The organism is Arenimonas sp. (assembly GCF_041913985.1).
Lineage (GTDB): Bacteria > Pseudomonadota > Gammaproteobacteria > Xanthomonadales > Xanthomonadaceae > Arenimonas.
In genome coordinates, this window is sequence record NZ_JAYSEG010000027.1 from 1 (window position 1) to 18,518 (window position 18,518).

Here is an 18,518-nt window from a genome sequence, read left to right on the forward strand (position 1 = left end):
GCTCCACTGAGCGGGAATCGACCCTCGCCTTCGCGGTGGGGCCGGCGCCAGTTCGGTGGACAGGCCGGACCTGGGAGAAGAACCAAAAGAAAGGGCCCCGCGATGCGGGGCCCTTCTTGTTGCGCGGCTTGGACGCTCAGTAGACGTCGTTCACCGTGTTGTTGATGTTGAACTTGCCGGTCGGCGTGATCAGGCGGGCGTCGTCGATGACCGCCTTGAGCTTGAGCGTCTTGTCGTCCACCACCACGATGGCCGAACGCTGGTCCTTGCCGTTCCACACCGAGAACCAGACCTCGTCGCCGGCCGCGTTGTACTCCGGCTGCACGACGCGCTTCGGCCCCTCGCCCAGGTTCGCCCACTCGGCGATCGGCAGCACGGTGTAGCCGGCGTCGAGGTCGTTGATGTTGAACACGGCCACCGACTGCGACACCTTCGCATCCGGGTTGAGCGGCGTGTCCACCCACAGGTTCGCCGACTTCGGGTGGGTCTTGATGAACAGCGAACCGCCGCCCTGGCCGTGCAGGACCTCGACCACCTTCCAGGCCTGGTCCGGATGGCCCTCCGGGTCCGTGCCGATCAGGGTGATCTTGTCGTTGCCCAGCGCCGAGGTGCCCCAGACCGGGCCGTACTCGGGGTGCACGAAGTTCGCGCCGCGGCCCGGGTGCGGGATCTTGTCCACGTCGATCAGGCCGACCATGCGCTGCTCCTGCGAGTCCACCACGGCGATCTTGTCGCTCTGGTTGGCCGCGGTCAGGAAGTAGCGCTTGGTCACGTCCCAGCCGCCGTCGTGCAGGAAGCGGGCGGCGTCGAGCGTGGTGATCTTGAGGTTGTCGATGTCGCTGTAGTCCACCAGCAGGATGCGGCCGGTTTCCTTGACGTTGACGATGAACTCCGGGTGCTTGTGGCTGCCGACGATGGCGGCCACGCGCGGTTCCGGATGGTACTCCTGGGTGTCCACCGTCATGCCGCGGGTCGAAACGATCTTCATCGGCTCGAGCGTCGGGCCGTCCATGATCACGAACTGAGGCGGCCAGTAGGCGCCGGCGATCGCCAGCTTGTCCTCGAAGCCCTTGTACTTCGAGGTCTCGACCGAGCGCGCCTCGAGGCCGATCTTGATCTCGGCGACGCGGTCGGGCACCGGCATCCACATGTCGATCAGGTCGATCTTGCCGTCGCGGCCGATGGTGTACACGTAGCGGCCCGAGTGCGAGACGCGGGAGATGTGCACGGCGTAGCCGGTCTTGATGATGTTGATGATCTTCTTGGTGTCGCCGTCGATCAGGGCGATCTCGCCCGAGTCGCGCAGGGTCACCGAGAAGACGTTCTCGAGGTTGTAGTCGTTCATCTTGCGGGTCGGGCGCTCGGCGAGCGGGACCAGCACCTTCCAGCTCTCGCGCATCTCCGCCATGCCCCATTCCGGCGGGTTGGGCGGGGTGTGCTGCAGGAAGCGGGCCATCAGGTCCACCTGCTTGGCGCTCAGTTCGCCGCCGGTGCCGAAGTTGGGCATGCCGCCGGGCGAGCCGAAGTTGATCAGGGCGCGCAGGTAGTCGGTGCCGCGGGCCTGGGTCAGGTCGGGCGTGAGCGGCTTGCCGGTGGCGCCCTTGCGCAGCACGCCGTGGCAGCCGGCGCAGCGCTGGAAGAAGATGTCGGTGGCTTCCGCGAACTCTTCCTCGGTCATGTCGGGCGCGCCCGGCGTGCGGTGCATCTTCACGTCGGCGGCGGCGAGGGTGGAGGGCGCGCCCTCGTAGGCGGCCTGTGCCTGGCTGGTGCCGGGGTGGGCCTGGCCCTGGGCCGGGTCGGAGGCGCCGGCGACCTTCTTGCGGGCGGCGGCCACCTGGCCGGCGCTGAAGCGCGTGTCGAGGTCGTTGAACTCGTCCATCACGTGGTTGAGGATGGCCGCGATGTCGGCGTCGCCGAGGTGGCTCATCGCCGGCATCACCGAGTTGTACTCGTTGCCGTTCACGGTGATCTTGCCGTTCAGGCCGGCCAGCACGGCCTGCAGGGCGCCCTGCGGGTCGCGCTGGATCCAGTCGGAGTCCTTGAGCGGCGGGAAGGCGCCCACCAGGCCCTGGCCCTCGGCCTGGTGGCAGGCGGCGCAGTTGGCGAGGTAGGCGGCCTGGCCGGCCTCGGCTTCGGATTTCGGCGCGCGCTCGTTGACGACGTCGCTCTCCGCCGCCGCATGGGCGGACACGGCGCACAGCGCGAGCGCGAGTGCGGTGCTGATCAGCGTTCTTTTCATGGTGGTTTCCCGTAGATGGACTTTCACGTGTTCGGCGGTCGACCCGCCGTCGGGTGAAGCTTGGTCCCGCCCCCCGCAGGTCTCCCCTGACCTGCATCAAGCGCAACGAAGATTCGGCGTCTTCACGGTCAGCGTTTTGACGGTGGTCAAATCCGCGCCGGTTGCGGGTAACTTACGGTGCCGGCAGACCCTGACTCGCGGAGTTTTCGATGTCCATGACGACCCTGGCCCTGGCGATGGCTGCCGCGCTCGCGGCGCCCGACGGGGCCGACGAGGAGTTGCGCACGCTCGACGCCGTGGTGGTGGTGGGCAGCCGCAGCGCAGAGCCGGTGAAGCTGGTCGTCGGCGCAGTCAGCCGGGTCGACCGCGAGGCCATGGAGCGGCGCGGCGTGCAGACCATCGAAGACCTCGCCCGGCTGGTGCCTGGCCTCGACGTGGGCGCCGACGCCAACCGTTTCGGCGCCCAGGGCTTCAACCTGCGCGGGCTGGACGGCAACCGCGTGAGCGTCGAGCTCGACGGCGTGCCGCTGGCGGATGGCTTCGGCGTGGGCCAGTTCGCGCTGGCCGGCCGCGACCTGGTGGAACTGGGCATCGTCGACCGGGTGGAGATCCTGCGCGGCCCCGCGTCCACGCTGCACGGCAGCAAGGCCCTGGCCGGCGTGGTGGCCTACTGGACGCCCGACCCGGCCGAGGCCGAGTGGCGCGACGACGAAGACCATGTGCAGGGCGCGGCCCGCGCCGGCGCCGGCAGCCGCGACCATGGCCGCTGGCTTTCTGGCCGCCTGCTGGCGCGCAGCGACGACGGACGGCTCGCGGCGCTGGTCTCGCTCGGCCGCCGCCAGGGCGAAGAGATGAGGAACGCCGCCGACGACCCGGCCTTCGCCGCCAACCCCGTCGACTACCGGAATGACAGCGCGCTGGCGCGCTTCTCGCTCGACGCCGGCGCCGCCGGCCGCTGGAGCGCCATCTTCGAGCGCGGCGAAGGCTCGCGCCAGACCGACGTGCAGTCGCTGCTGTTCGGCCCCGGCCGCTTCAACACCACTTACGCGCTGCTGGGCGACGACCAGTACAAGCGCCAGCGCTACAGCCTGGGCGCCGAGTGGGGCCAGGTGGGCGCACTGGGTCCGGTGCGGCTGCTGCTCTACCGCCAGGACACCACCACCGACCAGTTCTCCGACCAGTACCGGCTGGCCGACCGCGCCACGCCGTTCCTGTCGCGGCGCGAGCGCCGCTTCGTGTTCGGCCAGGAAAGCACCGGCCTCGAGCTCAATGCGCAGTGGCGCGGCGAATGGCTGGGCGCGGAGCACTGGCAGGTGTTCGGCGTGGACATCGCGCGGCACGATTTCCGCGGCCTGCGTGACGGCATCGAAACCAACCTGGCGACCGGCACGCAGAGCAACGTGATCCTGGGCGAAGTGTTCCCGCTGCGCGACTTCCCCAACAGCCGCGCCACCGAAGTGGGCGTGTTCTGGCAGGACGAAATCCGCCTGTCCGACGAATGGGCCGTGGTGCCCGGCCTGCGCTGGGAGCGCTACCGGCTCGACGCGCGGCCCGACGCGCTCTGGCGCGAGGACAACCCGGGCGTGGTGCCGGCCTCGCTGGACGATGATTCGGTGACGCCCAAGCTGGGCCTGCGCTGGACCCGCGGCGCGCTCGGCCTGTACGGGCAGTACACCCGCGGCTTCCGCGCGCCGCCCTTCAGCGACGTCAACATCGGCCTGAACCTGCCGAGCTTCAACTACGTGGCCTTGCCCAACCCGGACCTGAAGCCCGAGCGCAGCGAAGGCCTGGAGCTGGGCGCGCGCTGGAACGGCGAGTTCCTGCAGGGCAGCGTGGCGGTATACGAGAACCGTTTCCGCGACCTGATCGAATCGCGCGCCAACCTCGGCCGCAACGAAAGCGGGCAGCTGGTGTTCCAGTCGGTGAACCGCGACCGTGCGCGCATCCGCGGCCTCGAGCTCGAGGGCCGCTGGTACCTGGAATCGCTGTCGGCGAAGGCGCAGGGCTGGTACCTCGACGTCGCGGCCACGTGGTCGGAGGGCGACGACACCGCCCGCGACCAGCCGCTCAACTCGGTGCCGCCGCCGCGCGCCAGCCTCGCGGCCGGCTTTGAATCCGCCGACGGACGCTGGGGAAGCGAACTGCGCCTCACCGGCGTGCAGGGCGTGGACCGCGCCGACCAGAGCGCGGGCGCGCTCTACCTGCCGCCCGGCTATGGCAGCTGGGACCTGCACGCCTGGGCCGAACTGGGCGAACAGGTGCGCCTGAACCTGTCGGTGTTCAACCTGGCCGACCGCCGCTACTGGGACTGGTCGGCGCTGCGCGGCCTGGCCGCCAATGCCGACGACATCGACTTCTATTCCCGCCCCGGCCGCGGCGCCAGCCTCAGCCTGAGCGTGGATTTCTAGCCCCGGTTGACCGAAGTCAGGGCGCCCGCGGGCGCCCGGCGCCCTAATGGCGCCATGACGGGGCAGGCGCGAGTACATGGCCAGGCTGGCGCTTGAACTGGCGCCGGAGCCGTCCGTGCCCGCGCGTTTCCTGCGCACGGTGCCGGCCTGGGGCGCGCTGGCCGGCCTGATGCTGCTGGCGCAGGGGCCGGCGCTGCTGGCCTCGCGCTGGTCGCCGGCCACGGTGGCGCTGGTGCACGTGTTCACCCTGGGCGTGCTGGGCAACGCCATGTTCGGCAGCCTGCTGCAGTTCCTGCCCGCGGCGGCCGGCGTGCGCGTGCGCGGCGGCGCGGGCTTCGCGCGTGCGCTGCATGCCGCGCTCAACCTCGGCACGCTGGCGCTGGTGGCCGGCCTGGCCTGGCCGCTGCCACTGTTGCGCGAACTGGGATCGGGCCTGCTGCTGCTTGCTTTCCTGATGCTGGCGGGCGCCGCGCTGCCCAACCTGCTGCGGCGAGTGGCCGGCAGCCTGCTGCATGCGGGCATCGCGCTGTCGTTGTTCGGCGGACTCGCCACCGCGGCCTTGGGCGGCCTGCTGGTGGCGGCGCTGGCCGGACGCGTGGCGATTCCCCTCGAAGACTGGACGAACCTGCACGCGGCCATTGGCCTGCTGGCCTGGGTGGGCGCGCTGCTGGCCAGCGTGGGGCGGGTGGTGATGCCGATGTTCCAGGGCACCCCGGCCGCGCCGGCCGGCGCGCAGTCGGCGCTGCTGGCGGCGGTGGCGATCGGTCTGCCGCTGGCGGGCGGCGTACTGCTGGCCAGCGGCGACGCGCTGGCCCTGCGTGCGCTGCTGGCGCTCGCGGCCGTGGCGGTCGCGCTCGGTGGCCTGTGGCTGCAGTCGCGTTCACGCAAGCCGATGTCGGCGGCGCTGCCGCGTGGCTGGCGGCTGGGCTTCATCGCGCTGGCTGCGGCGGCGGCAGCGATGGCCACGGGCGACGCGCGCCTGGCGGGTGCGCTGGCCATCGGCGCGGCGCTGCCGCTGCTGGTGATGGCCATGCTGGTCGAGATCAGCGCCTTCCTTGGCTGGATCGCGCTGCACCGCCGCTGCGGGCGCGGCGTGCAGCTGCCGGGCGTGCACACGCTGCTGCCGCCGCCGCATCGCCAGCGGCTGCTGCTGGGCTTCGCCGCGTCCGCGCTCACCCTGCCTGCCGCCGTTGCGTGGCCGTCCTGGCCAATGGCCGTGGCGGCTGGCCTGGCCCTGGTCTTCGCCCACCTGCTGCTGGCCCTGGCCCAGCGCCATATCGCCCGGGCGGTGGCGGCTTTCGCCGCCGCGCACCCACCCGGCCCACCTCCACCGCGGGAACCTGCCCATGCAACCTGAACCCAGCGTCCTGGCCCTGCTGCGCCGTGGCATCGACGGCGTCGACGACGCGTTGCTCCTCCTGCTCGCGGGCCGTCGCCGGCTCGTCGGCGCGGCCGCCGGCTTGAAACAACGCGCGGGCCTGCCCCCGCGCGACCCCGAACGCGAACTGCGCGTGCTGGCCCGCGGCCTGGGCCTGGCGCGCCGGCTGGGCCTGCCGCCGGAGCTCGCGCGCGGCCAGCTTTCGCTGGTGATCGCCGATGCCTGGCGCCAGCAAGGACTCGATGGCGCGCAGGACGAAGACGAGGACGCCATCGACGGCGTGGCCATGCGGCCGGCGCTGGCCGGTCCGTCGGGAGCGGCGTCCTCCGAACCGCGCCGCCGCCTGCTGCGCTGGCTGCCGCCGCCGAAACGCTGGGCGCCCGTGCTCGCGCGCCTGCCGCAGGCCTGGCAGCAGCGCGCGCTGGAAGCGGCCGTGGCACGCCTGCTGTCGGCGCCGCTGGCCAGGGGTGACCTGGAATTCATGCGCGGCCGCCGGCTGGGCATTTCGGTCCCGGACCTGGGCCTGTCGTGGGTGCTGGAACTGCAGGGCGACCGCCTGCGCGCCAGCGACGAACCCGCCGAAGCCACCGTGCGCGGCAGCGCCACCGACCTGCTGCTGCTCGCCAGCCGGCTCGAGGACGCCGACACGCTGTTCTTCCAGCGCCGGCTGGAACTGACCGGCGACACCGAGCTGGGCCTCACCGCGCGCAACCTGCTCGACCGCCTGCCCTGGGAAACGGTGCCGCTGGGTGCGCGCATCGCCCTCAACCGCGGCGCGCGCCTGGCGCGCGACGCCCGCGACGCCTATCGGGAAACCGCATGAACGCCACCGCCCCCACGCAAACCGATTTCGCCCCCCGCTGGCGCGAAGGGCTGGACGAGGAATACGCCACGCTCTCGGCCACGCTCGAACGCCTGCTGCCCTGCCTGGAGGTGCCGCTGCACCTGCCCTGGATCGACGCGATCCAGCGGCTCAAGCGCGAGCGCGGCGCGGTGGTGATGGCGCACAGCTACCAGTCGCCGGAAATCTTCCACGGCGTCGCCGACGTCACCGGCGATTCGCTGGCCCTGGCCCAGGCCGCCGCCACCTGCGACGCCGAAGTGGTGGTGCTGTGCGGCGTGCACTTCATGGCCGAGACCGCGAAGATCCTGGCGCCGCAGGTGAAGGTGCTCATCCCCGACGCGCGCGCCGGCTGCTCGCTGGCCGACTCCATCACCGCCGCCGACGTGCGCCTGCTGCGCGCGCGCCACCCGGGCGCGCCGGTGGTGAGCTACGTGAACACCACCGCCGAGGTGAAGGCCGAATCCGACGCCTGCTGCACCTCGGCCAATGCCGTGCAGGTGGTGGAGGCCATGGGCGCCGACAAGGTGATCTTCCTGCCCGACCGCTACCTGGGCGCGCACGTGGCCAGCCGCACCGACGTGCAGCTGGTGCTGTGGGACGGCCGCTGCGAGGTGCACGAGACCTTCACCGCGGCGCAGGCGCGGCATGCGCGCGAACGCTTCGATGCGCGCTTGGTGGCGCACCCCGAATGCCCGCCGGAAGTGCTGGCCGAGGCCGATTTCGTCGGCTCCACCACCGCCATGGGCGCCTGGCTGGCGCGCGAGCAGCCCGAGCGCGTGGCGCTGATCACCGAGTGTTCGCTGGCCGACAACCTGCGCCTGCAGTTCCCGGCCACCGAATTCATCAAGCCCTGCAACCTCTGCCCGCACATGAAGCGCATCACCCTGCAGAACATCCACGCCTGCCTGCGCGACCTGTCGGGCGAAGTGTTCGTTCCCGGGGACGTGGCGGTGCGCGCACGCCGCGCGCTGGAACGCATGCTGGCGGTGGGCCGGCGCGACGCGGCCTGAGCATGTCGACGCCGCTGGTGGTGGGGGGGGCCGGCGTGGCCGGGCTGGCGGTGGCGCTGTCGGCGGCGCCGCGGCCGGTGCTGCTGGTCAGCCGCGGGCGGCCGGGTGCGGCGAGCGCCAGCGCGCTGGCGCAGGGTGGCATCGCGGCCGCGCTGGGCGAAGGCGACGACCCCGCGCAGCACGCGCAGGACACCATGGTCGCGGGCGCGGGCCACAACGACGCCGCGCGCGTGGACTGGCTGGTGTCGCAGGCGCCCGCGGCGGTGGGCTGGCTGGAGGAGCAGGGCGTGGTGTTCGACCGTGGTGACAAAGGCTACCGGCTCGGGCGCGAGGGCGGCCACGGCCGCCACCGCATCGTGCACGCCCGCGGCGATGCCACCGGCGCCGCCGTGGTGGCTGCGCTGGCGGCGTGCGCCGACGCGGCCGCGCACGTCACCTGGCTCGACGCGCACACGCTGCGGGCCCTGGGCCTGCGCGAGGGCCGCATCGCCGGCCTGCGCCTGGCGGATGCCGCCGGAATCATGCACGAACTGCCGGCGGCCGACGTGGTGCTGGCCACCGGCGGCCTCGGCGCGCTGTTCGCCGCCACCACCAACCCGCGCGGCGCGGACGGCTTCGGCCTGGCGCTGGCGCTGGAAGCGCGCGCCGCGGCGCGCGACCTCGAGTTCATCCAGTTCCATCCCACCGCCCTGGATGTCGCCGGCGACGGCCCGCGCCCGCTGCTGACCGAAGCGCTGCGCGGCGCCGGCTCGGTGCTGCGCGACGAACGCGGCGGGCTGCTGATGGCCGGCCGCCACCCGCTGGGCGACCTGGCGCCGCGCGACGTGGTGTCGCGCGAGGTATTGCGACACCGTCGCGGCGGCGGATCGGTGTGGCTCGATGCCACCGTGCTGGGCGAACGCCTCGCCGCGGATTTCCCAACCGCGATAACCACCTGCCGCGCGCACGGCATCGACCCGCTTCGCGAATGGATCCCGGTGGCGCCCGCCGCGCACTTCCACATGGGCGGCGTGGCGGTGGATGCGCTCGGCCGCAGCACGCTGCCCGGCCTGCACGCGGTGGGCGAGGTGGCCTGCAACGGCGTGCACGGCGCCAACCGGCTGGCCAGCAATTCGCTGCTCGAGGGCGTGGCCTTCGGGCGCCGGCTCGGCGCCTGGCTGGCGCGCAACCCCTCCGCGCCCGCGGGCACCGCCAGCCGCTGGGTCACGCCGGGCGACGAGGCGTCGCCGTTCGACCTGCGAACCTTGCGCGCGCTGCTCGACGAAGCGCTGGGCCCCGTGCGCGACGGCGAGGCGCTGCGGCGCGCGCTGGCGCGGATCGCCGCCATGCCCGGGCTGTCGCGCGCGTGGCAGGGCCGGCTGGCGCTGCGCCTGCTGCATGCCGCGCTGGCGCGGCGCGGGAGCCTGGGCGCGCACTGGCGCGAGGACGCCTGCGAAAACGCTTCCATACACCAGCGAATCGCTACGCCTGCGTACGGCGAAATTCCTTGATGCGCGCCGTCGCATGCGCGACATTGGCGCGGTTTGGCCCATCTCCCGCACTCCAAGAAGTCCTGATGAACCTCCCGCATTCCTTCGATCGCGCCCAGCTGCTGGCCTGCGCCAGCGGCGCCATGTTCGGCCCCGGCGGCGCGCGCCTGCCTTCCGACCCGATGCTGATGTTCGACCGCATCACCGAGATCAGCGAGGAGGGCGGCAAGTTCGGCAAGGGCATCATCCGCGCCGAGCTCGACGTGCGCCCGGACCTGTGGTTCTTCGCCTGCCACTTCGTCGACGACCCGGTGATGCCGGGCTGCCTGGGCCTGGACGCGATGTGGCAGCTCACCGGCTTCTTCCTGCCCTGGCTGGGCGAACCCGGCCGCGGCCGCGCGCTGGGCGTGGGCCAGGTGAAGTTCACCGGCCAGGTGCTGCCGACCGCGAAGCTGGTGAGCTACGAGATCGACATCCGCCGCGTCGTGCGCGGGCGGCTGAAGATGGTGATCGCCGACGGCCGCACCCTGGTGGACGGCCGCGAGATCTACACCGCCGAAGAGCTGCGCGTCGGCCTGTTCACGTCCACCGAGGCGCTGTGAGCATGCGCAAGGTCGCCATCACCGGCATGGGCATCGTCTCCTGCCTGGGCAATGAACTCGACGAGGTCTCGGCCGCGCTGCGCGCCGGGCGTTCCGGCATCCGCCACCAGCCCGAGGCGGCCGAGCGCGGCCTGCGCAGCCAGGTGGGCGGCGCGCCGGCCATCGACCTGGCCGCGCGCATCGACCGCAAGGCGTTGCGCTTCATGGGCGACGGCGCGGCCTTCGCGCACGTGGCCATGCAGTCGGCCATCGCCGACGCCGGCCTGTCCGAAGCCGACATCCGCAACCCGCGCACCGGCCTGCTGGCCGGCTCCGGCGGCGGTTCGACCCAGTGGCAGGTGGAAGCCGCCGACCTGCTGCGCGAACGCGGCGTGCGCAAGGTGGGGCCGTACATGGTGCCGCGCACCATGGGTTCCACCGTGTCGGCCAACCTGGCCACGGCCTTCGGCATCCAGGGCGTGAGTTATTCCATCGCCGCGGCCTGCGCCACTTCGGCGCACTGCATCGGCGCCGCGGCCGACATGATCCGCGCCGGCCGCCAGGACATCATGTTCGCCGGCGGTGGCGAAGAACTGCACTGGACCCTGAGCCTGCAATTCGACGCCATGGGCGCACTGTCCACCCACCACAACGAACACCCGGAAACGGCCTCGCGCCCCTACGACGCCAACCGCGACGGCTTCGTCATCGCCGGCGGCGCCGGCATGCTGGTGCTCGAGGACTACGAGCGCGCCCGCGCCCGCGGCGCCCGCATCCACGCGGTGCTGGCCGGCTACGGCGTCACCTCCGACGGCGCCGACATGGTGGCGCCCTCGGGCGAAGGCGCGGTGCGCTGCATGCACATGGCGCTCGAAGGCGTTGACGCGCCGGTGGACTACCTCAACACCCACGGCACCTCGACGCCGCTGGGCGACCTGGTGGAGCTGCGCGCGGTGCGCGAGGCCTTCGGCGACCAGATCCCGCCGCTCTCGTCCACCAAGGCGCTGTCGGGCCATTCGCTCGGCGCCGCCAGCGTGCACGAGGCCATCTACTGCCTGCTGATGATGCGCGACGGCTTCATGGCCGGTTCGGCCAACATCGAAACGCTGGACCCGCAGGCCGAAGGGTTCCCCATCCTGCGCGAAAGCCGCGACGCCGTGCTCGACACCGTGATGTCGAACAGCTTCGGCTTCGGCGGCACCAACGCCACGCTGGTGTTCCAGCGCGACCGCGGCTGATCAGCCCGGCGGCAGGCCCGGCTTGCCGGGCTGGCCGTGCCAGTAGCCGTTCACCGCGCCCCGGCGCGGCGGCGGCAGCGGTGAGCGCCGCGCCAGGTCGAAGTGCTCGACCACCGACGCCATGTCCCGTGCCTGCGGGTACAGCCGCAGCACGTCCACGCCCAGCGCCCGCAGTACCGGCAGCTCCGGCCCGAGGTCGGTGGTTTCCTCGCCCTGCACCTGGATGCCGTTGATGCGCAGGAAGGGTTCGCCTTCGCGCGTGGCCAGCGGCAGGCCGTCGGGGTGCTCGATGCAGCGGAAGCCGCAGGCGTCCTTGGCCACGTCCAGCGCGCGCGCCGTGAAGCAGCGCGCCGAGTAGGCCAGCGGCAGCCGGCCCCAGGCGATCAGCTCGATTTCGGGGCGCGGCTGGTCCGCGTCGTCGAGCGCCCCGAGCAGGTCCTCGAGCAGCTGCAGGCCCTGTTCGACGCCGGGCACCCAGCGCCGCAGCCCGTCCTCGGCCAGCATGGCCAGGGCGCGGTGGTTGTAGATGTTCAGGCTGGGCCCGGCCACGAAGGGGCGGCCGCGTTCGCGGCACAGCTGCACGGCGGTGAGGTCGTTGGCTTCGATGAGGAAGCGGCCGTCGTCGAGCATGCGGTTCACCGCGTTGAGCTCGGACTCGGCCTCGACCAGGGCCAGGCTGGAGAGCACCACTTCCTTGCCGGCCTCGGCCAGCTCCGCGGCCAGCGCGATCCAGTCGCGCGTGCCCAGCTCGCGGCGCTTGCTGCAGACCGTTTCGCCGAGGTAGACCACGTCCACCGGCCAGTCGGCGGCTTCGCGGTAGAAGGCCAGCGTGCGTTCGCGCGGCCAGAAGTACTGCAGGGGTCCGAGGCTGAGTCTCATGCGGGTCAGTGCCAGGCGCGGTGGTAGGGGCCGAGGGTGGTCTGGTGGCCTTCGGCGTGGGCCGACAGCGCCTGCTGCCAGCGCGGCTGCGCCGACCAGTTCGCCGGGTCGGCGCGGTGGCGGTCGATGGCTTCGCGCCAGGTCTGGGTGACCGCCCGGACGTAGGCCACGCCGCGCTGCCGGCCTTCGATCTTCAGCGCCGCCACGCCGGCGTTCGCCAGCTGCGGCAGCAGTTCCAGGGTGTTGAGGCTGGTGGGTTCCTCCAGTGCGTGGAAGACCTCGCCGCCGACGTCGAAGCGGCCCTTGCAGACGGTGGGGTAGGCCGCGGGTTCGCCCGGCGCGTAACGGTCCATCAGCAGGCCGTTCAGGCGCACGCCGCGCTGGCCGTCGGCGTGTTCCTCCCAGCGCACGAAGCGCGCCGGCGAACACACGCCGTGGCGGTTGGGCGAGGCGCCGGTGACGTAGCTGGAGAGCTGGCAGCGCCCCTCGACCATGATGCACAGGCTGCCGAAGGCGAACACTTCCAGCGGCACCGGCGAGAACTCGCACAGGCGCTCCACCTGCTGCAGCGACAATACCCGCGGCAGCACCGCGCGGCTGATGCCGAAGCGCTCGTGCATGTAGCGCAGCGCCGGCGCGGTGGTGGCCGAACCCTGCACGGACAGGTGCCGGGCCATGCCGGGGTGTTCGCGCAGGGCGTGGTCGAGCACGGCCATCTCGGCGGCGATGATGGCGTCGCAGCCGAGTTCGGCGGCATGGTCCACCGCGGCCTGCCAGGCGCGCAGGCGGGCGGTTTCCGGGTAGGTGTTGAGCGCCAGGTAGACCTTGCGGCCGCGCTGGTGGGCGTAGGCGATGCCGGCGCGCAGTTCGGCTTCGTCGAAATTCAGGCCCGGGAAGGCGCGGGCGTTGGTCTGGTCGCGGAAGCCGGCGTAGACGGCGTCGGCGCCGGCGTCGATGGCCGCCTGCAGGGCCGGCAGGTTGCCGGCGGGACACACCAGTTGCATCGCGAACTCCGCGCCGTGGACTGGGTCACATGCTCGCCGCCGTGCCCCGGCCTGTCGTTGACCTGAGTCAGTTACCCGCGCCGCCGGGAGGTGCAGCATGGCGGTGCGTGGCCCGCCGTGCCGCGCGCCGAACCTGAAGGAAAACCGCCATGTCCCGTCCGATCCTCGTGCTCTGCCTCGCCCTGCTGCTGCCGCTGCCGGCGCTGGCGGGTGAACACGCCCACGCCACCGAACCGCAGGCCCATGAGGGCCACGAGGCGCACGCCGCCACCGCAGCCGAAGCCGACGCGCCGGCCGTGCGCTGGCAGCCCGACGCGCCGCTCAGCCGCGGCATGCAGCGCGTGCGCGCCGCCACCGCGGCGCTGGAACACGGCGAGCACGGCCACCTCGACGCCGTGCAGGTGCAGAACATCGCCGCCGAACTGCGCGCGGCGGTGGACGAGATGTTCGCCAACTGCCGCCTCGAGCCCGAGCCGGATGCCGCCCTGCACCCGCTGCTGGCACGCGTGCTCGGCGCCAGCCGCGCGCTTTCCGAAGGCGAATTCGACCAGGCCGCCCTGGACGAGCTGCGCGCCGTGCTGGCGCGTTACCCGGTGCTGTTCGACGACGCGGCCTGGAGCGTGTCCCAGAGCGACTGAACCCGGCGCTCCACCGCCGCGTCGGGCACGATGGGTTCGCTCCAGGCGCGGCTGGTTTCGGCCGGCCACTTGCGGGTGGCGTCCAGCCCCAGCTTCGAACCCAGGTTCGGCACCGGGCTGGAGAAGTCGAGGTAGTCGATGGGCGTCTTGTCCACCAGCAGGCTGTCGCGCACCGGGTCCACCCGGGTCGACAGCGCCCAGAGCACCTGCGACCAGTCGCGCACGTCGATGTCCTCGTCGGTGACGATGACGAACTTGGTGTAGGTGAACTGCCGCAGGTAGGACCAGATGCCCATCATGATGCGGCGCGCATGCCCCGGGTACTGCTTGCGGATGCTGACCACGGCGATGCGGTAGGAGCAGGCCTCGGGCGGCAGGTGGAAGTCGACGATCTCCGGGAAGATGCGCCGCAGGATCGGTACGAACACCTCGTTGAGCGCCGAGGCCAGCACCGAGGGTTCGTCCTCGGGCGCCCGGCCCATGTAGCTGCCGTGGTAGATCGCGTCGCGGCGCAGGCGCAGGCGCTTCACCGTGAACACCGGGAATTCGCCCTGGGCGTTGTAGTAGCCGGTGTGGTCGCCGTAGGGCCCTTCGAGCGCGGTGTCGCCCGGTTCGATGAAACCTTCCATCACGATCTCGGCGCCGGCCGGCGCGTCCAGCCCCGTGAGCTCGCTGTGCCACGTGCGGGTTCGCGCGCCGCGCAGCAGGCCGGCGAACTCGTATTCCGACAGCGTGTCGGGCACCGGCGCCACCGCGGCCAGCATCGTGGCCGGGTCGGCGCCGATGGCCACCAGCACCGGGAAGGGCTGGCCCGGAAACGCGGCGCGGAAGTCGGCGAAGTCCAGCGCGCCGCCGCGGTGCGGCAGCCAGCGCATGGCCACGCGGTTGCGGCCCAGCAGCTGCTGGCGGTAGATGGCCACGTTCTGGCGCGGCTGGCGGGTGCCGCGCGTGACCACCAGGCCGAAGGTGACCAGCGGCGCCACGTCGCCGGGCCAGCAGCGCTGGATGGGCAGGGCGCCGAGGTCGATGTCCTCGCCTTCGAGCACGACGTCGTTGAAGGCCGCGTCCTTCGTGGTGCGCGGCGCCACCAGCGCCAGCTGCGCCAGTTCCGGCCAGCTCGACAGGGCCTGGCGCAGGTTCGAGGGCCAGCGCGGTTCCTTCACCGCCGCCAGCAGTTCGCCCAGCTCGCGCAGCGAGGCCAGCGGGCGGCCGCCGAGCGCCAGTTCGATGCGGTCTCGGTGGCCGAACAGGTTGCCCAGCAAGGCATGCTTCGAGCCCACCGGGTTTTCCATCAGCAGGGCGGGGCCGCCGCGCTTGAGCGCGAGCCGGCACAGTGCGGTGCTTTCGAGGTCGGGGTCCACCGGTTCGGCGACGCGGCGCAGCTGGCCGCGGCGTTCGAGCGCGCCCAGGAAACCGCGCAGGTCGGCGTGGCTCATGCGGGCGTGGCGCCCAGGCGTTCCCGCAGCGCGTGCAGGGCCGGCGCCAGCGGCAGGCCGTGCGCCTGCAGCCAGATCGGGTCGAACAGGGTTTCGGCGTAGCGCTCGCCGCGGTCGCAGAGCAGGCTGACGATGCTGCCGCGCTCGCCGCGTTCGCGCATGCCCTCGGCCAGGGCCAGGCAGGCCACCAGGTTGGTGCCGGAACTGCCGCCGTAGCGGCGGCCCAGCAGCTCCTCGAGCAGCCAGGCGCCGGCGATGGAATCGGCGTCGTCCACTTCCTGCACCGCGTCCACCACCTCGAACAGGAAGCCGGGTTCGACGCGCGGGCGGCCGATGCCTTCGATGAGCGTGGGCTGGCTGGCCACCGCCGCCGCGCTGCGCGTGCGCCAGCCGTGGGCGAAGGCGCCGCCGGCGGGTTCGGCCACGCAGGTGCGGGTGTCGAGCTGGCGGTAGCGCAGGTAGCGGCCGATGGTGGCCGAGGTGCCGCCGGTGCCGGCGCCGCAGACGATCCAGACCGGCTCGGGCTGCGGTTCTCGCGCCATCTGCGCCAGGATCGATTCGGCGATGTTGTTGTTGCCGCGCCAGTCGGTGGCGCGTTCGGCCAGGCCGAACTGGTCGAGGTAACACAGGCCGTCGTCGGCGGCGCGTTCGCGCGCCAGCCGGCTGGCGTCCACCCCGGCCGGCACCAGCACGCATTCGGCGCCGAGCGAGCGGATCAGGCGCACCTTGGCCGGCGCGGTGCAGTCGGGCATCACCGCCTGGAAGCGCAGGCCCAGCAGGCGCGCGAACCAGGCCTCGGAAATGGCGGTGCTGCCCGAGGAGGCGTCGATGACACCCTGGCCCTCGCGCAGCCGGCCGTTGCACAGCGCGTACAGGAACAACGAGCGCGCCAGCCGGTGCTTGAGGCTGCCGGTGGGGTGCGAGGCTTCGTCCTTGAAGTAGAAGTCGATGCCCGGGAAGGCGGGCAGTTCGAGCCGCAGCAGGTGGGTGTCGGCCGAACGCGCGGCCTCCTGCGCCAGGCTGGCCAGGGCCTGCTTCAGCCAGCGGCGGTCGCCGGCGGCGCTCACGGCGCGGCCACCAGCGCGGCGGCCGTGCGCTCGAGGTATTCGAAGTACATCTCCAGGTAGCTGATGCCGTTGCCGGTGTCGAGCAGGAAGGGGTTCATCAGCGTGTGGCGCAGGATGACGAGGCGGTCGTCGTCTTCGCCGCCGGCGTCGAGCGTGGCCGGGTCCAGGTCGAGCGAGGCGAGCACGCGGGCGGTGTCTTCCGGGCCCAGGATCTCGGGGCGCAGCGTGGTCATGGAGCCGAAGAACTCGCGCGCCTGCAGCGGCTGGCGCGGGTCGTAGCTCAGGCGCTCGTGCAGGGCGCGAACGAAACGGTTCATGGTGGCCACGTCGCGGTTGCCGGCGGGGTTGAGCGCCAGGCAGATCAGGTTGCTGTCGGGCTCGAAGGGCAGGCTGCAGTGCAGCTTGCCCGCCATGCGCGCGGCGAAGCGGGTGGCGGCGGTGCGGAAGGCTTCGGTGGCCAGGATGGATTCGCGCGGCAGCGCGCCGAAGTTCTCGTGGTCCAGCGGCAGCACGCGGTGGGTGACGTACACCGCGGCGGCGGCGGCGCCGGGCTTGGATCCTTCCGGGATGTAGCGGCCGAGCTGGCGGAAGCGGCGGAAGAAGTCGCCGTCCTCGCCGGGGCTGAAGACGTAGTCGGCGTCCTCGGCCAGCAGCGCCATGGCGCGCTGGTCGCGGCACAGGAAGGCGCCGGCGCCGTAAGGGATGTAGCCGAGCTTGTGCGGGTCGACGGTGATCGAATCCACCCTTGCGAGCGCGCCCACGGCGGCGTGCACTTCTGGCGCCGGGAAGTCCTGGAACTCCTCGCGCATGGCGGAGAGCTTGCGCAGGCTGCCGCCCGGTTCGCGGAACAGGGTGGCCAGGTAGCCACCCCAGGCCGCGTCCACGTGCACGCCGAAGCCGAGGCCCTGGGCGGCCCAGCGCTCGCGCGCGGCCACCAGTTCGTCCACCGGGTCGATGGTGCCGAACTCGGTGCTGCCCAGCACGCCCACGCACAGCAGCACGGGCTGGCGTTCGCGCTGGCAGCGTTCCAGGATCTCCTCGAGCGCGCCGGGGTCCAGGCGCATGCCGCGCTCGGGCACCAGCTCCAGCTGGGCGCGGCCCAGGCCCATCAGCTTCATGCCCTTGGACCAGGAGTAGTGCGCGGTCACCGGCGCCAGCACGCGCGGCGAGCGCAGCGTGGGGTGGCGGGCCAGGAAGTCGGCCAGGCCCAGGGTTTCCAGCCGCTGCGCGGCCAGCGCGCGGCGCCAGTGGCGGCGCTCGGCCGGCGTCTGCAGCGCCAGCCAGCCGTTCCAGGCGTCGAGCAGGGCCACGGTGGCGGCGGGCGTGAGGTTGAAGGCGGCCTCGTCGTCGCCGGGCAGGGCCAGGCCGGGCGGCGCGGCGGCGCGCAGCGCCACCGGGAAGGCCTTCAGTGCCAGCGCGAGGCGCAGCGCCTGGAAGTTCGCCAGCGTGCCGCCCGAGGTGAGGTGGCCGAAGGCGCAGTCGGGGCGCGCCGGGTCGTCGACGAAGCCGAACATGCGCGCCAGCTGCAGGCCCACCTTCAGCTCGAGGTCGATGGTGACGGGCGCGGCGTCGATGCTGACGTTGTTCGGGTTGTAGGGCAGGGTGAGGAACTGCGCCGCCAGGCCCGGCAGCAGCAGGTCGGACACCATGTGGCCGATGTAGCGCGGGCTGTGGAAGGGCACCGAGCGCTTGAGCGAGGCCGAGAGCGCGTGCAGTTCGCGGCGCATGCGCGCTTCGAAATCACGGAAGGCCGGCTCGCCGGCGGCTCCGGTGGGAATGGCCGGCGGGTCTTCGGGGTGGAAGTTGCGGCGCCAGTAAACGTGGTCGCGCAGGAATTCGACCACCAGCTTTTCCAGCAGGGTGTCGTTCTCGCCGTAGGGGCCGAGGAAGCAGGGGTGGATGGCGGGCGAGGTCATGCGAGGGCGGCCTGCAGGATGCCCAGCGGGTGGTGCGCGCGGGCGACGAAGTACATGAAGGCGAAGGTGGCCAGCGCCGCGGCGTAGAACAGCGCCCGCGCCCGCGGGCTGCGCGCGCGCTTGAGCGCGAGGCTGCCCAGCACCACGTACACCACCAGCAGCGCCAGCTTCACCGACAGCCAGGGCACCACGAAGGGATTGAGCTTGAGCGCGGTGAGCAGCATCAGCGCGGCGGTGAGCAGCACGGTGTCGATGGTGTAGCTCAGGTAGCGCAGTGGCGCCGCCATGGCCCACTTCACGCCGCCAAGCACCAGCGCGCCGCGCAGCGCGAACAGGCCGCCGCTGGCCAGCACCGCGGCGATGTGCACCATCTTGATCTGCAGGTAGAACGCGAGCATCCGGAACTCCGTT

The 18,518-nt window shown here is 72.4% G+C and carries 15 protein-coding genes; 8 read left to right on the plus strand and 7 right to left on the minus strand.

Annotation, left to right across the window (positions count from 1 at the left end; translation table 11 throughout):
• Positions 1-136: 136 nt before the first annotated feature.
• On the minus strand, positions 137-2,239 hold the full coding sequence (locus tag ACE3Q2_RS09820) for a cytochrome D1 domain-containing protein (protein ID WP_374473881.1): 2,103 nt from the start codon (positions 2,237-2,239) through the stop codon (positions 137-139).
• A 209-nt stretch (positions 2,240-2,448) separates the two neighbouring features.
• On the opposite strand from ACE3Q2_RS09820, the gene ACE3Q2_RS09825 reads away from it, so the two are divergent.
• From ACE3Q2_RS09825 to fabB, 7 genes are all read left to right on the plus strand, one after another.
• Positions 2,449-4,647, plus strand: coding sequence for a TonB-dependent receptor domain-containing protein (locus tag ACE3Q2_RS09825; RefSeq protein WP_374473882.1), 2,199 nt, complete (start codon positions 2,449-2,451; stop codon positions 4,645-4,647).
• 76 nt (positions 4,648-4,723) lie between these two features.
• A complete protein-coding gene (locus ACE3Q2_RS09830; protein WP_374473883.1) occupies positions 4,724-6,004 on the plus strand; it encodes a hypothetical protein in 1,281 nt (426 codons plus the stop codon).
• Complete coding sequence (locus ACE3Q2_RS09835; protein ID WP_231697347.1) at positions 5,994-6,848, plus strand: SCP2 sterol-binding domain-containing protein; 855 nt, start codon at positions 5,994-5,996, stop codon at positions 6,846-6,848. Before ACE3Q2_RS09830 ends, ACE3Q2_RS09835 begins: the two co-directional genes overlap by 11 nt.
• Entirely contained in the window at positions 6,845-7,879 is a 1,035-nt protein-coding gene (gene nadA, locus ACE3Q2_RS09840) for a quinolinate synthase NadA (protein WP_374473884.1), read from the plus strand. Before ACE3Q2_RS09835 ends, nadA begins: the two co-directional genes overlap by 4 nt.
• Positions 7,880-7,881: 2 nt before the next feature.
• Positions 7,882-9,369: an L-aspartate oxidase gene (locus tag ACE3Q2_RS09845; protein WP_374473885.1), complete on the plus strand. Its 1,488-nt coding sequence runs from the start codon at positions 7,882-7,884 to the stop codon at positions 9,367-9,369.
• Positions 9,370-9,434: 65 nt separating this feature from the next.
• Positions 9,435-9,950: a 3-hydroxyacyl-[acyl-carrier-protein] dehydratase FabA gene (fabA, locus tag ACE3Q2_RS09850; RefSeq protein WP_043805090.1), complete on the plus strand. Its 516-nt coding sequence runs from the start codon at positions 9,435-9,437 to the stop codon at positions 9,948-9,950.
• A gap of 2 nt (positions 9,951-9,952) precedes the next feature.
• On the plus strand, positions 9,953-11,167 hold the full coding sequence (fabB, locus tag ACE3Q2_RS09855; RefSeq protein WP_374473886.1) for a beta-ketoacyl-ACP synthase I: 1,215 nt from the start codon (positions 9,953-9,955) through the stop codon (positions 11,165-11,167).
• Here fabB and ACE3Q2_RS09860 read toward each other — a convergent pair whose 3' ends face one another.
• Together ACE3Q2_RS09860 and ACE3Q2_RS09865 are read right to left on the minus strand one after the other, a co-directional pair.
• Positions 11,168-12,046, minus strand: a complete 879-nt coding sequence (locus ACE3Q2_RS09860; protein ID WP_374473887.1) for a U32 family peptidase — start codon at positions 12,044-12,046, stop codon at positions 11,168-11,170.
• Between the two features lie 5 nt (positions 12,047-12,051).
• Entirely contained in the window at positions 12,052-13,050 is a 999-nt protein-coding gene (locus tag ACE3Q2_RS09865) for a peptidase U32 family protein (RefSeq protein ID WP_374473888.1), read from the minus strand.
• A 149-nt stretch (positions 13,051-13,199) separates the two neighbouring features.
• Here ACE3Q2_RS09865 and ACE3Q2_RS09870 point away from each other — a divergent pair, with 149 nt between their 5' ends.
• Positions 13,200-13,688, plus strand: coding sequence for a DnrO protein (locus tag ACE3Q2_RS09870; protein ID WP_374473889.1), 489 nt, complete (start codon positions 13,200-13,202; stop codon positions 13,686-13,688).
• Here ACE3Q2_RS09870 and ACE3Q2_RS09875 read toward each other — a convergent pair.
• Genes ACE3Q2_RS09875 through ACE3Q2_RS09890 form a run of 4 tightly spaced genes read right to left on the minus strand, consistent with a single transcriptional unit; the run spans position 13,637 to position 18,505 of the window.
• Entirely contained in the window at positions 13,637-15,124 is a 1,488-nt protein-coding gene (locus ACE3Q2_RS09875; RefSeq protein WP_374473890.1) for a UbiD family decarboxylase, read from the minus strand. The genes ACE3Q2_RS09870 and ACE3Q2_RS09875 overlap by 52 nt on opposite strands.
• Positions 15,121-16,191, minus strand: a complete 1,071-nt coding sequence (locus tag ACE3Q2_RS09880) for a PLP-dependent cysteine synthase family protein (RefSeq protein ID WP_374473891.1) — start codon at positions 16,189-16,191, stop codon at positions 15,121-15,123. The genes ACE3Q2_RS09875 and ACE3Q2_RS09880 overlap by 4 nt, the downstream gene beginning before the upstream one ends.
• Positions 16,188-18,107 (minus strand): aspartate aminotransferase family protein, encoded by a 1,920-nt coding sequence (locus ACE3Q2_RS09885; RefSeq protein WP_374473892.1) that lies wholly within the window; start codon positions 18,105-18,107, stop codon positions 16,188-16,190. Before ACE3Q2_RS09885 ends, ACE3Q2_RS09880 begins: the two co-directional genes overlap by 4 nt.
• A complete protein-coding gene (locus ACE3Q2_RS09890; RefSeq protein WP_374473893.1) occupies positions 18,104-18,505 on the minus strand; it encodes a SirB2 family protein in 402 nt (133 codons plus the stop codon). The genes ACE3Q2_RS09885 and ACE3Q2_RS09890 overlap by 4 nt, the downstream gene beginning before the upstream one ends.
• Positions 18,506-18,518: the final 13 nt, after the last annotated feature.

Bases quoted from the DNA above. Each gene is read 5' to 3' on its own strand.
- ACE3Q2_RS09820 (WP_374473881.1), bottom strand. From the start codon at position 2,239: ATGAAAAGAACGCTGATCAGCACCGCACTCGCGCTCGCGCTGTGCGCC.
- ACE3Q2_RS09825 (WP_374473882.1), top strand. From the start codon at position 2,449: ATGTCCATGACGACCCTGGCCCTGGCGATGGCTGCCGCGCTCGCGGCG.
- ACE3Q2_RS09830 (WP_374473883.1), top strand. From the start codon at position 4,724: ATGGCCAGGCTGGCGCTTGAACTGGCGCCGGAGCCGTCCGTGCCCGCG.
- ACE3Q2_RS09835 (WP_231697347.1), top strand. From the start codon at position 5,994: ATGCAACCTGAACCCAGCGTCCTGGCCCTGCTGCGCCGTGGCATCGAC.
- nadA (WP_374473884.1), top strand. From the start codon at position 6,845: ATGAACGCCACCGCCCCCACGCAAACCGATTTCGCCCCCCGCTGGCGC.
- ACE3Q2_RS09845 (WP_374473885.1), top strand. From the start codon at position 7,882: ATGTCGACGCCGCTGGTGGTGGGGGGGGCCGGCGTGGCCGGGCTGGCG.
- fabA (WP_043805090.1), top strand. From the start codon at position 9,435: ATGAACCTCCCGCATTCCTTCGATCGCGCCCAGCTGCTGGCCTGCGCC.
- fabB (WP_374473886.1), top strand. From the start codon at position 9,953: ATGCGCAAGGTCGCCATCACCGGCATGGGCATCGTCTCCTGCCTGGGC.
- ACE3Q2_RS09860 (WP_374473887.1), bottom strand. From the start codon at position 12,046: ATGAGACTCAGCCTCGGACCCCTGCAGTACTTCTGGCCGCGCGAACGC.
- ACE3Q2_RS09865 (WP_374473888.1), bottom strand. From the start codon at position 13,050: ATGCAACTGGTGTGTCCCGCCGGCAACCTGCCGGCCCTGCAGGCGGCC.
- ACE3Q2_RS09870 (WP_374473889.1), top strand. From the start codon at position 13,200: ATGTCCCGTCCGATCCTCGTGCTCTGCCTCGCCCTGCTGCTGCCGCTG.
- ACE3Q2_RS09875 (WP_374473890.1), bottom strand. From the start codon at position 15,124: ATGAGCCACGCCGACCTGCGCGGTTTCCTGGGCGCGCTCGAACGCCGC.
- ACE3Q2_RS09885 (WP_374473892.1), bottom strand. From the start codon at position 18,107: ATGACCTCGCCCGCCATCCACCCCTGCTTCCTCGGCCCCTACGGCGAG.
- ACE3Q2_RS09890 (WP_374473893.1), bottom strand. From the start codon at position 18,505: ATGCTCGCGTTCTACCTGCAGATCAAGATGGTGCACATCGCCGCGGTG.